Annotated in this window: 11 protein-coding genes; 2 read left to right on the forward strand and 9 right to left on the reverse strand. The window is 65.4% G+C overall.

Going from position 1 to position 12765, the window contains the following annotated elements:
- Positions 1–26 precede the first annotated feature (26 nt).
- The 9 genes from AC1DYS_RS21425 to AC1DYS_RS21465 all read right to left on the reverse strand — a co-directional run bounded on the left by AC1DYS_RS21425 (position 27) and on the right by AC1DYS_RS21465 (position 10109).
- Positions 27–2174 carry a xanthine dehydrogenase family protein molybdopterin-binding subunit gene (locus AC1DYS_RS21425; protein WP_477902896.1) on the reverse strand — a complete coding sequence of 716 codons (2148 nt, stop codon included), beginning with the start codon at positions 2172–2174 and terminating at the stop codon, positions 27–29.
- The gene (locus AC1DYS_RS21430; RefSeq protein WP_477902898.1) at positions 2171–3172 is read right to left on the reverse strand and encodes an FAD binding domain-containing protein; all 1002 of its coding nucleotides are present in this window, start codon (positions 3170–3172) and stop codon (positions 2171–2173) included. Before AC1DYS_RS21430 ends, AC1DYS_RS21425 begins: the two co-directional genes overlap by 4 nt.
- A 3-nt stretch (positions 3173–3175) precedes the next feature.
- Positions 3176–3805: a (2Fe-2S)-binding protein gene (locus AC1DYS_RS21435; RefSeq protein ID WP_477902900.1), complete on the reverse strand. Its 630-nt coding sequence runs from the start codon at positions 3803–3805 to the stop codon at positions 3176–3178.
- 164 nt (positions 3806–3969) lie between these two features.
- Positions 3970–4974, reverse strand: coding sequence for an AraC family transcriptional regulator (locus AC1DYS_RS21440; RefSeq protein ID WP_477902902.1), 1005 nt, complete (start codon positions 4972–4974; stop codon positions 3970–3972).
- A complete protein-coding gene (locus AC1DYS_RS21445; RefSeq protein WP_477902904.1) occupies positions 4975–7248 on the reverse strand; it encodes a xanthine dehydrogenase family protein molybdopterin-binding subunit in 2274 nt (757 codons plus the stop codon). It lies immediately after the preceding gene.
- Entirely contained in the window at positions 7245–7715 is a 471-nt protein-coding gene (locus AC1DYS_RS21450) for a (2Fe-2S)-binding protein (protein ID WP_477902905.1), read from the reverse strand. Before AC1DYS_RS21450 ends, AC1DYS_RS21445 begins: the two co-directional genes overlap by 4 nt.
- A gap of 166 nt (positions 7716–7881) precedes the next feature.
- Positions 7882–9027 (reverse strand): SGNH/GDSL hydrolase family protein, encoded by a 1146-nt coding sequence (locus tag AC1DYS_RS21455; protein ID WP_477902906.1) that lies wholly within the window; start codon positions 9025–9027, stop codon positions 7882–7884.
- A gap of 231 nt (positions 9028–9258) precedes the next feature.
- Positions 9259–9663 carry a winged helix-turn-helix domain-containing protein gene (locus tag AC1DYS_RS21460; protein ID WP_477902908.1) on the reverse strand — a complete coding sequence of 135 codons (405 nt, stop codon included), beginning with the start codon at positions 9661–9663 and terminating at the stop codon, positions 9259–9261.
- A 53-nt stretch (positions 9664–9716) separates the two neighbouring features.
- A complete protein-coding gene (locus tag AC1DYS_RS21465; protein WP_477902910.1) occupies positions 9717–10109 on the reverse strand; it encodes a hypothetical protein in 393 nt (130 codons plus the stop codon).
- Between the two features lie 301 nt (positions 10110–10410).
- On the opposite strand from AC1DYS_RS21465, the gene AC1DYS_RS21470 reads away from it, so the two are divergent.
- Together AC1DYS_RS21470 and AC1DYS_RS21475 are read left to right on the forward strand one after the other, a co-directional pair.
- Complete coding sequence (locus AC1DYS_RS21470) at positions 10411–11097, forward strand: type 1 glutamine amidotransferase domain-containing protein (protein ID WP_477902912.1); 687 nt, start codon at positions 10411–10413, stop codon at positions 11095–11097.
- Positions 11098–11417: 320 nt separating this feature from the next.
- Complete coding sequence (locus AC1DYS_RS21475; protein WP_477902914.1) at positions 11418–12713, forward strand: phospholipase D-like domain-containing protein; 1296 nt, start codon at positions 11418–11420, stop codon at positions 12711–12713.
- The last annotated feature ends 52 nt before the right edge of the window (positions 12714–12765 follow it).

Raw genomic sequence — 12765 nt, forward strand, 5'->3', positions numbered from 1 at the left:
CAACGGCGCTTACGCCCGGCCCGTGACTAAAGCAGCTTGTCGGGCGTCGCCGGCAGTTCACGCAGGCGCTTGCCGGTGGCGTGGTAGATCGCGTTGACGATGGCCGGAGCCACGCCGACCATCGCAATCTCGCCCAGCCCCTTCACGCCGAGCGGGTTCACGTGCGTATCCTCCTCGGGAACAAAAATCACGTCCATCAGCGGTGGTGCGTCGGCGTGCACGGGCACGGCGTACTCGGCGAAGTTGGCGTTGGTCACACGCCCATTCCGTGGATCGACGATGGTGTGCTCCATCAGCGCCATGCCGATACCGCCGATCATCCCGCCGATGCACTGGCTGCGCGCGAGCTTCGGGTTGACGACACGGCCCGCGCCGTAGGCGCCGACGATGCGGCGCACGCGCGTCTCGCCCAGGTCAGAGTCGACCGCCACTTCGACGAAGACCGCGCCGAAGGCGTGCATCGAGTAGCGCTCGGATGCGCCCTTGTCGGGGCTCGTCGTCACCGTCGCCTCGATCGGGCGTTGCAGTCGCCGCATCGCCTCGGCAATGTCGCTCGTCTGCGTGTGCTTCAGCGCGTCGTCGCGCACTTTGCGACAGGCGGCCTGCACCGCACTGCCCACGCTGGCCATGGTCATCGAGCCGCCATGCACCGGTGCCTTCGGCAGCTTGGTGTCGCCCAGCATGAACTTCACGCGTTCGACGGGCAGCCCCAGCGTCTCGGCAGCCACCTGGGTCATCGAGGTCCATGTGCCTGGGCCCATGTCACTGGTGGCGCTCGAGACCTCGGCCGTGCCGTCGGGTAGCAGCCGCGCGCGTGCCGTGGCCGGCACGTAATTCATCGGGTACGTGGCGGCTGCCATGCCCCAGCCAATGAGCCAGCGCCCGTCGCGCATCGACCTTGGCGTGGGGTTGCGCTGGCTCCAGCCAAAGCGCTCGCCGGCCAGGCGGTAGGCCTCGCGCGTGGAACGGCTCGAGAACGGCAGCTTCGCGAACTCGTCCTGCTTCGGCTCGTTGAGCAGGCGCAGCGCAACCGGGTCCATCTTCAGCGCCACCGCCAGTTCGTCCATCGCGCACTCGAGCGCAAACGTGCCGCTCACCTCGCCCGGCGCGCGCATGTAGGTCGGCGTGTGCACGTTCAGGCGGGCGATGCGCCCGCGGGTGTAGACGTTCGGACACGAATGCAGGAAGCGCGTGGCGTTCAGCAGCGCCTCGGAGAACTCCTCGTAGGTCGATGTCTCCTGATAGCCATCGTGGAGGATGGCCCCGAGGCGGCCGTCGGACGACGCGCCCACGGCCACGCGCTGCACCGTGTGCGGCCGGTAGCCCACGCCGTAGTACATCTCGCGCCGCGTCAACATGAGCTTGACCGGCCGCCCGGTCACCTTCGCGCCCAGCGCTGCCAGCGTGACGTGTGGCCAGCAGCGCAGCCCGGAGCCGAAGGCGCCGCCCACGAACGGCGAGATGACGCGCACATTGGCGGCCTTGATGCCGAACACGGCCGCGATCTCCTCGGCCGTGTTCTCGACCCACTGCGTCTTGTCCCACAGCGTCAGCTTGTCGCCCTGCCAGGCGGCGATCGTGGCGTGCATCTCGATCGGGTTGTGGTTCTCGCGCGGAATCACGTAGGTCTGGTCGACCTTGACCGCTGCCTCGGCGAGCGCACGCTGCGCGTCGCCGCGCTGCACCTCGGGCGGCGTGCCTGCTCCCTGGTCACTTTTCTGCTGCGTGGGCATCACCGGTTCGACGCGTGCCACGTCGGTGGCCGCCACGTCCGCCGCGTACGCGACGCGCACCAGCGTCGCGGCGTGTTGCGCTTGCTCCAGCGTGTTGGCGACGACCAGCGCGACCGGTTGCCCTTGGTGGTTGACCTTGTCGTCCTGCAGCACGTGTACGCGCTCGCCGACCGCGGGATCGGTGGCGCCCTTGTGCGGCTTGTAGGGCAGGCGGGGCGCGTTTTTGTGGGTGAGCACGGCGACGACGCCCGGCGCGCGCAGCGCCGCCGTGGTGTCCACCGACGTGATGCGGCCGCTCGCGATGGTGCTGCGAACGGTCGCAGCGTGGGCCAGGTTGGACTGTTGGAACTCGGCGGAGTAGGTCGCTCGGCCGGTCACCTTCAGCGGGCCGTCGACGCGGCTGACGGGCTGGCCGATGAATTGAGTGGTCTCTGTGCTCATGCGCGTGCTCCCGCTGCCTCTGCGGCTCGCACGATGACGCGCTGCAGCAGCTCGATCTTGAAGTCGTTGTGACCGCGCCCCTGCGCCCCGCGGGCCGCGATGGACGCCGCCTTGTTCAGGCTCTCGCGGTCGAGCGCCGAGCCGGCCAGCGCCGCCTCCACCTCGGGCAGCCGCCACGGCCGGGTGCCGACACCGCCGGCCGCCACGCGTGCCTGGGCGATGCGCCCGTCCTGGCGGAGCTCCAGCGCCACGGCAGCGGAGACCAGTGCGAACTCGAACGATGCGCGGTCGCGCACCTTGAGGTAGTGCGAGCGGCGCGCCACCGGGTTGGCCGGGACGGTGATCGCGGCGATCACCTCGCCCGGCAACAGCTCGGTCTCGATGTTCGGCGTCGAGCCAGGCAGCCGATGCAAGACCGCAAGCGGTACGGTGCGTTCGCCGCGCGCGCTGCGGATGTGCACGAGGGCGTCGAGGGCGACGAGTGCCACGGCGAGGTCGGACGCGTGAGCGGCAATGCAGTGCTCGCTGCCGCCGAGCACTGCATGCCAGCGGTTCTCGCCACCGATCGCCGTGCAGCCCGAGCCCGGGGTGCGCTTGTTGCAGGCGGCGTATCCGGTGTCGCGGAAGTAGGGGCAGCGGGTGCGTTGCAGCACATTGCCACCCATCGTTGCCTGGTTGCGCACTTGCGGGCTGGCCGAGTTCAGCAGCGCCTCGGCGATCACGGGAAACTGCGAGACCACTGCCGGGTGCGCGGCCGCCTCTGCCATGGTGGCTGCAGCGCCCAGGCGCAAGCCCTCGGCGGTGACGTCGATGCGCCGGTCGAGCAGGCCTGCGAGGCTGACGAGGCGATCAGGGCGCCGCACGTTTTCCTGCAGCAACTGCACCATGTCAGTCCCGCCGGCGATGTATTCCGCGGCGGCATCGGTGCGCCCGGCCTGTGCCTGCATGGCGAGCGCCGCGGCAAGGTCGCGCGGCCTTTCGAGCTTGAAGGGGTGCATGGCTCAGCCTCCCTGTCCGCCGGCACGCGCCGTGTCCTGGATCGCAGCGACGATGTGGTCGTAGGCGCCGCAGCGGCAGATGTTGCCGCTCATCCACTCGCGAATCTCCTGTGCCGAGCCTGCATGCCCTTCGGCAATGCAGGCAACGCCGGCCATGATCTGTCCCGACGTGCAGTAGCCGCACTGGAACGCATCGCGCTCGATGAACGCGGCCTGCAGCGGATGGAGCTTGTCCCCGTTTGCCAGACCCTCGATGGTGGTGATCTCGCGGCCTTCGGAGAGTGCTGCCAGCGACAGGCAGGACTTGAACCGCTTGCCGTCCATCAGCACGGTGCAGGCACCGCATTGGCCGAGGCCGCAGCCCTTCTTCGAGCCCGTCAGATGAAGATGCTCGCGCAAGGCGTCGAGCAGAGTCGTGCGCGGGTCCAGTGTCAGGCTGCGATCGGTACCGTTGACGCGCAGCGACACACGCACCGGCGCAGCAGATGCCGGCGCATCCTTGGCCTCGGCCGGTACGGGCGCCGTCAGCAGCGGTGCCGTGGCGGCTGCGCTACCAGTGGCGATGGTGGCTTTCAGGAGATCTCGTCGCCGCAGGGCGGCACCGGCTGGCACGGGTGGGTGTTCGTCTTGCATGGGAGTCCTTTCAGAAGTGCCACAGCACCGGCGTCTGCGGCAGTGCACATTGCTCGGTGCTGCGCTGGCAGATGCAGGTGATCCCTGAGCCATCGAGGTCATTCGAGCTCATCGGCGGCAAAGAAACGGCGAGGCCCATTCTTCCCGCGATGTACTCGGTGCCGTTAGCCTGATCCGTCTGATTTCTTGCCCGATTCGACGGCACGCTGATCTCCGTTCGGTTGAACCAGACGGCCATCGAATGGAGCGGAGTCCACCTTGGGTGTCAGTGCCGAGATATCGCGTTTGGGAGGCGCACCGAAGAGGCGGCTGTACTCACGGCTGAATTGCGTGGGGCTGGCATAGCCAACGTGGAATGCGGCGCTCGCTGCGTCGAAGTTCTCGTTCAGCATCAAGCGCCTGGCCTCGTTCAAGCGGAGTGACTTCTGGTACTGCAAGGGGCTGGTGGCAGTGAGATGGCGAAAGTGATGGCGCAGGTTGGACGGGCTCATCTGCACGCGCGTGGCCAGTTCATCAATGTGCAGCGGCAAGGCGTAGTTCACCTTCAGCCAATCGATCGCTTTCGCGATTCGTTGGCTCTGGCTGCCTGCTGAAGCGATGTACCACAGGCGCGCGGCCTGGTCGCTCGCGAGCAGCCGATAGTGGATCTCGCGTTGAATGAGCGGGCTGAGCACCTCGATGGCGCCGGGCTCGTCGAGCAGATCCAGCAGGCGCTTGAACGGCTGCAGCAAGACCGGCGTGGTGACGCCGATGCCCATGCCWGCGCCATCACAGAGATCGCTGGGCTGCGGCAGGCCACTGTGCGCAATGAGTTCTGCCAAGACGCGCAGATCGAGCTTCAGCATCACGCCGAGGCAAGGCTTGTCAGGGCTGGCTTCGACGACCTGTGAATGGGCTGCCAGGTCGAGCGATGTGATGAGATGGCGGTCTCGGTCGTAGGCGTAGGCCTCACTGCCCATCAACATCCGCTTCGCCCCCTGGACGACGATGAGGATGCTCGGTTCAACCAGGCGGGCGGATGGTTGCGTGGGCAGCTCGCGCCTGAAGAGCGAGAGATTCGGGATCGGCGTCGCGCAGTCCTCCGTTCCCCGGGTTCGTTCTTCGATGATTCGGGCAAGCGACGCGTGCAGCACGTCAAGCTGCTCATGCCTGACGTGCAACGGTTCCATTCAGAGCCGGCGCAGCGGTAGATCGCGAACACGCTCGCCCGTCGCCGCGAAGATCGCGTTGACGAGCGCCGGTGCCACCGGTGGCAGCGGTGGCTCGCCCACACCGCCAGGCAGCAGACTGGGGTCGCCGCCGACCAAGTGCGTTCGGATCACGCGGGGTGACTGCGCGTGGCGCAGCACCTCGTAGTCGTGGAAGTTGCTCTGCTTGACGCGGCCGGCCTCGAAGGTGATCTCGCCGGTGAAGGCCAGCGACAAGCCCATGACCGCGGCGCCTTCCATCTGCGCGCGGATGCGCTCCGGGTTGACCTGCGGGCCGCAGTCCAGGGCCATGTCGACCGCGACCACCTTGACCTTGCCTTTGGCGTCCACCGCCACTTCAACGACGGTGGCCGCATAGGTGACGAAGCTGTAGGCGAATGCGAGACCCAGCCCATGTCCCTTGGGCAGCTTGCGGCCCCAGCGTGCGCCCCGGGCGGCGGCCTCGAGGACGACGCGCATGCGGCCCGTGTCGATCGGGTACTCGACCGGTGACTCGCTGTAGTTGAACGAGTCGGACAAGGCGTTCGGGTCGATCTTGCGTGGTGGGCCGATGAGCGCCAGCGCGTATTGCAGCGGATCTTTCTTCGCGCGATGCGCGAGCTCGTCGATGAAACATTGCGTGGCGAACACGTGCGGGATGTTGGCCACCGAGCGGAACCAGCCCATGCGCGCATGCGCTTCCACCTCGGCCCGCTCGATGCGCACATGGGACACGGCGAACGGCATGTTCGTCGCTGACATGCCGGTCTCGAACGGCGCTGCGGCCTTGGCGCCCGGTGCGAAGAGCGAGGTGATCGTCGGTGCGGCCGTGCGGTGCAGCCAGGCCTGGGGAAGACCGTTGTCGCCGACGGCGGCTTCCATGCGGTCCAGCGAGACCGCGTGGTAGTAGCCGTGGTGAATGTCGTCATCACGCGTCCACACCAGCTTGACGGGCGTGCCGGGCATGGCCTTGGCCACCAGGGCTGCTTCGGTCACGTAATCGGGTTTGGACTTGCGGCCGAAGCCGCCGCCCAGCAACAGCACGTTGAGCTTCACCTGCTCCGGCTTCAAGCCCAGCGCTGCGGCTGCGCCGCCGAGCGCGGCCTGCGGGTTCTGCGTCGACGTCCAGATCTCGCAGCCCTGTTCGTTGACCAGCGCCGTGGCCACGGGTGGCTCCATGGTCGCGTGGGCGAGATGGGGAACGAAGTACTCCGCGCTGTGGCGACGATTGGCAGGTGCATCGGCCAAGGCCTTCACCGCATCGCCATCGTTGCGCACGACGGTGCCCGCCACCTTGACGGCCGCAGCTTGTTGCTTCCGGAACGCAGCCGATTCGTACGTGGCATTGGGGCCGTCGTCCCACTCGATCTTGAGCGCCGCGCGGCCTTGCATGGCGGCCCAGGTGTTGTTCGCCACCACGGCCACACCACCCAGCGGCTGAAAGGCTGGCGCGCCCTGGAATGCCGGAATCTCGACGACCTTCAGCACACCCGGGAGCTTCAGCGCCTCGCTGGTGTCCACACTGCGCAGCTTGCCGCCCACCACCGGTGGCCGCGCGACGACGGCGAAGACCATGCCGGGCAGCGTGACGTCCATGCCGAAGGTGGCCCGGCCGCGCGCGATGGCATCCATGTCGGTGCCACCGATGCGGCCCTTGCCGATGTACTTCCATTCCGCGGGCTTCTTCAGACGCAGGCTGCTGGTTCCGGGCACGGGCAAGCGCGCAGCGTCGGCTGCCAGTTCGCCATAGCCGAGCCGCCGCCCGGTCGGCATGTGCAGCACCTCGTGCTGCACGGCCTGGACCTCGGCCACCGGCACGGCCCACCGTGCTGCCGCGGCCGCTTCCAGCATCTGCCGCGCGGCCGCGCCGACGCGCCGCATGGGCAGGAAGAAGTGGCGCACGCTGCGCGAACCGTCGACGTTCTGGTTGCCGTAGCGCGCTTCGTCGGCGAGTGCCTGCACGATCTTCACGCGGTCCCAGCGGGCCTCCATCTCGTCGGCGACGACCATGGGCAGGCTGGTGCGCACACCGGTGCCCATCTCGGCACGGTGCGCAACGATGGTGACGGTGCCGTCGGCCGCGATCGACACGAACACCAGCGGGTTGTCGACCGTGCCGCCCGGCATGGAGGCCGCGCCGTACTTCTGCGGCTCGGAAGCCAGGGCACCGTCCTTCATGCCGATGACGAGCGTGAAGGCACCGGCCGCTGCCTGCAGCAGCTGGCGGCGCTGAATCTGGACGTCGACGCCGCTCATGCCTTGGCTCCTGCAAGCCGGCGCGACGCCAGCTGCACCGCAGCGCGAATGCGCGGGTAGGTGCCGCAGCGGCAGATGTTGCCCGTCATCGCCTCGTCGATCTGGCGCTCGCTCGGTTTCGGCTTGGCCTTCAGCAATGCGGCCGCCGCCATGATCTGCCCCGCCTGGCAGTAGCCGCACTGCGCCACGTTGAGTTCCACCCAGGCCTGCTGCACGACCCGACCGACACGGTCGTTCTCCATGTGCTCGATCGTGTGCACCGCGCGCCCGCTGACGGCGGACGCCGGTGTGATGCACGATCGCGTCGGCTGCCCATCGACGTGAACGGTGCAGGCGCCGCACAAGGCCATGCCGCAGCCGAACTTGGTGCCAGTCATTTCCAACTCGTCCCGCAGCACCCACAGCAGCGGGGTTTCGTCGGGTGAACTCGTCGTTCGAGACTGGTCGTTGATCTTCAGCGCGGTCATGCGGTCTCCGGTGGTGGGAGAGGCGAGGTTACCGACGCGTGCCTGTGCGAGTCAGCCCCTCCCGCCGCATGGGCCTATGAGCACCGCTCATGAATCGAGTTCGGGTTTTCGGCGAGAGCAAAGGTCTCGCAACCGTTGCCTCGTTTCATGAGCGCTCGAGAGCCGCTTACAGCCAGCCCTTGAATGCCATCGTGTCCGCGACCAGCTGGGCGAGCAGGCGATAGCCGTAAGGCGTCGGGTGCACCGTGTCGGCGTACAGGTAGGTGTTGGCAAGGGTCGCAGGCTGGGTCAGGTCGCTCGGCGTCAGCGCGCTGATCAGCGTCGCCTTCGTGCACACCAACGAACTGCTCGTGGTGCAGGTGGGCGTGGTCACGTCGGTCAGGCCGTACTTGGCCATGTTCACGGCCTGGTCCACGCTCCGCGTGAAAGCATCCACCAGCAAAAGCGAATCGCCGTGCGTCAGCTTCGCTGCCAGCTCGGCATTGAAGGCCTGCACCATCGACTTGACCAAGGCCTGGCCCGAGGCACCCGAGGCGATCGCAGCAGGCGTGAGGCTGATGTCGGGCAGGTTGACGACGACGACATGCGTCGCACCCTTCGCAATCAGGTTGGTGTTGACGTCGTCGGCCAGCTCATCGGCAGCGGTGACCATCGCAGCGACGGCCGCTGCGGCGGCGGTCGTCGGATCGCCGCCGAGGGCAACCGTCGCCTGGAAGCTCGCGGCGTTGCTGATGATGTCGTTGCCCCCTGCAAACACGGTGATCAGCTGGTTGCTCGAAAACGCAGGCGACACGTTGGCGAGGTAGCGCTGGATCTGCTTGTGCACCGGCACTGTCAGCTGGCCAATGGCATTGCTGAACGTGCTTGGGTCGGCCTGATTGAACAGCCTGGCGTTGCCGGGCCCGATGTCTGCGGTGACGCGTGCGCCGCCCTGGGCATAGCTCAGGCAGGGAGAAGCTTCGCTGTCGTGGAACTTCGCCGAGACCGGGGCGACCCCGACGACGGCCTCGATCGTCTCGAGGCCGGTTTCCGCGGCGCACGGCTGCGTCACGTGCAGCGTGGCAGCGAGGAACTCGGTCCAGTTTGTGTGCGCCAGGCCCGTGGCATCTTCCCTATTGATCGAGAAGTGGCCTCCGCCCTGCAACTGCACGGCACCGACGGCATAGCTGCCAACGTCACTCAGGCTGTCGCCGAAGTTGATCATCTGGGTGAAGGCAACGTGCGGGGGCTCGTCCGTCGAATCAGAGCCACCACAACCAGCCAGAAATGCCGCGGCCAGCAAGGCCACGGTCGATACGCGAGATTTCATCATGTTCGTGTTGTTAGAAAAAGATTCGAAGAGTCATTGGTAAAACGATGGTTCGACTGCACGCCTGCAACGCCTGTACTGACGCGCGCAAAATTCAGCTCGAATGCAAGGTCTCATGCAGTGAGTGCCGTCGTCACGACAAAACGTTGCGGGCGATTTCCAACGACCGTGAAGTAGCGTGCTCGGATGACAGATCGGGCGGATGAGGACATGGCCGCTGACGCGGCCGCGTGCTCACAAATCCACAGTGAGGCCGACGTCACAACGCATCGAATCGGGTTGTGGTGCATTGCCGCGAGGCGATGCAGTCCAAGCAAACGGTGTGTGCTCTTCCACCTCTCCAGTGAAGCGGTAGCCGATGCGGGACATCGTCTTGATCCTCCTGGGCTTCTCGCTGTCACGGGTCGCCAAGCGCACTTTGTATATCGCGCTGGCAATCACGCTGACTGAAACGAAGCGGGTTCTCCACACCCGGTCCAGGAGTTCATCCTTGGACACGACTCGGGCTCGGCGCTCGATCAGGTAGACGAGCAAGTCGAAGGTCAGGGGCTCCACAAGCTGCACGCTACCGGCAACGATCAGTTCCCTGCTGCCGAGCCGAAGCTCGCAATCGCCAAAGCGGTACACCTTCTCTTGCATGGCTGTGTGAGTGATGCATCGCGACGCGAGTGGGACCTTCAACGAGGGGTACATCATGCGGAGTGGTGCATCTTTCGACCCGGTGGCTCGCAAGTCGCCGTCACCTTGTGTGAATGCTCGAACGCTGTGCTGGACGGCACCGTGATGCTTCGCCCGGCTTTCAACGCCTGCAGCTGCGCAGGGGTGAACGTCACCGTGTGGTCGTGGGTAGCCTGAGCTTGGATGCTGTAGGACTTGTTGGATTTGGAGTCGAGATCGGATGTGGCGATCGAGAGCGCATGTCCGTGATTGCCGGATATCGCCGCACCGCTCGATGTGCATTGATCAGTGCCTTCGCTCGCGCTCTCGCTGTCGTTGTCATCGTCACTGCCGCCACACGCCTGCAACAAGAGCGCAACGGTGCCTCCAGCCGCCGCGCCGAGGAATCCTTTGCGGGTCATCTTCATCAAATCGGGCTTCCCAATGTTCGGCGCTGAGTCCGCGTCAACGAAGCAAGCACTTCATCGGAGGCTCGCCTGCCGCGGGTGCTTGTGTCGGTGAGTGCGGGGAATCGCGGCGAAAGGTTGCACCGACCAGCAAATAAATCTCAGGCGCCGTTTTCCGCCACAAGATGAATGTCTGGACAAGGCACGGGGTATTGGTGCTGCGCAACCGCTCGACGGGTGGTCAAGGTCCACACTCTTTGGTTGAAGTTCTTCTATTTGCCGCTCAACTCGTAGCGGTTCATTTTTTATCAGGAGCAGCAACATGAAAGTATTGATTGTTTTGACCTCACACGACCAATTGGGTGACACAGGCCGCAAGACGGGCTTCTGGCTTGAAGAGCTGGCCGCTCCCTACTACGAGTTCAAGGCTGCAGGTGCGGAAATCGTGCTTGCCTCGCCGAAGGGAGGTCAGCCGCCGCTGGACCCCAAGAGCAGCGAGCCGTCCTCGCAGACCGAATTCACTCGACGCTTCGAGTCCGATGTGCAAGCAACAGCACAACTTGCTTCCACCGTGCGTCTCGACGGTGTTTCACAAGCCGACTTCGACACCGTCTTCTACCCTGGCGGTCACGGCCCGCTCTGGGATCTGGCTGAAGACAAGACTTCGATCGCGCTGATCGAATCCTTCATCGCCGCTGGCAAGTACGTCGCCCTTGTCTGTCATGCGCCGGGTGCCTTGCGGCACGTGAAGGCTGCGAATGGCAGGCCGCTCGTCGAGGGCAAACAGGTCACTGGATTCACCAATTCCGAGGAGGCTGCCGCGGGGCTGACCGATGTGGTGCCGTTCCTCGTCGAAGATGAGCTGAAAGCCAAGGGTGGCCGGTATTCCAAAGGTGAAGACTGGCAGTCTCACGTCGTCGTCGACGGCTTGTTGATCACCGGCCAGAATCCAGCGTCGTCTGCCGCTTCCGCTGCAGAACTCATGAGCCACGTCAAGGCGGCGCGCTAGAGGCGCGGCCCAACGAGTCTCCCTCGTCGGGGGCGGAGAACAATTGGTTCTGCTCCTACGAGGGGACGGCAGTTCGTCCCACGAGCGGAGTTCAACTGCCGCACGAAACTTTGCGACCAGGAAGTTCCCATCGCCCTGGCCGGCGACGACGCGCGAACTACCCGCAAAACAGGCCGCGCTCGCGGCTGCTTTTCTGCGCGCAAAACGAGCTCTTGAGAACTCCGTGACCAAAACAGTCCAGCCAAAAAACATGCGAGAAGATGCTGCTCATCCCATGTGCGCCACCAAGCTGAACGGCTCGACCACCAAGCCGAAGGCGCATGGCGGTTAAGCACCTCTCCAGAACGCGCGCGATCTGGATTGCGCTAGCTGCAGCTTTGGCGACGGCGGTTCTGGGGCTCATTGCCTACAACTTCATCGGCGGTGAGAAGCGCATCGAGCGCAAGCTCGAACGCCTCTACGGGATCGACGATCCACACTTCGAACGGGAGTTGAGCGTGCTGCTGGGCCCGCCAGTGGTGGGTGGCAATCGTTATCGCGTGCTCAAGAACGGCGACGAGATTTTTCCGGCGATGCTGGGCGCGATTCGCGGCGCCCAAAAGACGATCACCTTTGAGTCCTACATCTACTGGTCGGGCGACATCGGCAATCAATTTGCGCAGGCGCTGGCCGAGCGCTCTCGCGCCGGCGTCAAGGTGCACGTGTTGCTCGACTGGGTGGGCAGTCAGAAAGTCGACCAGTCGGTACTCGACGGAATGAGCTCCGCCGGCGTTCAGGTGCAGCGCTATCACCCCGTCCACTGGTACACCTTGGGCAAGCTCAACAACCGCACGCACCGAAAGCTCTTGGTCGTCGACGGCAAGGTCGGCTTCACCGGAGGTGTCGGGATCGCGCCCGAATGGACGGGCCACGCTCAAGACCCCGATCATTGGCGCGACACGCACTTCCAGGTTGAAGGGCCCGTGGTGGGCCAGATGCAATCGATCTTTCTCGACAACTGGATCAAGGTCAGCGGCGAGGTGCCGCATGGTGAAGACTACTTCCCATCGCTGCCCCCGGTAGGAGACGGCCGCGCGCAGATGTTCAGCAGTTCACCCACGGGCGGCAGCGAAAGCATGGTGCTCATGTACCTGCTGGCCATCACCGCATCGAGCAAGTCGGTCGACCTGTCTGCAGCCTATTTCGTCCCCGATGATTTGTCGTTGAACGCGCTCGTTGCGGCACTCCGACGCGGCGTCAAAGTGCGCATCGTCGTTCCCGGCGAACACATCGATTCCGAGACGTCTCGGTCGGCCTCTCGGTCGAAGTGGGAGCCGCTGCTGGCGGCAGGCGCGCTGATCGCCGAATACGGGCCCACGATGTACCACAGCAAGGTCATGATCGTGGACGGTCTGCTCGTGTCGGTTGGCTCCACGAACTTCGATAACCGCTCTTTCCACCTGAACGACGAGGCGACGTTGAACATCATCGATCAGGCCTTTGCCGCCGAGCAAACCCGCATCTTCGAGCAAGACCTCGCGCTTGCCCGCCCGATATCGCTGCAGGCGTGGAGAGAACGCCCGTGGCGCGAAAGGCTGGCAGACCGCGTGACATCACTCATCGGGTCTCAGCTCTGATGGCTGACGCCACAACCGGCAGAGGAGACGAATGATCAGTTGGGCATGGGGC

This window comes from Rhizobacter sp. P2_G4 (genome assembly GCF_056403575.1).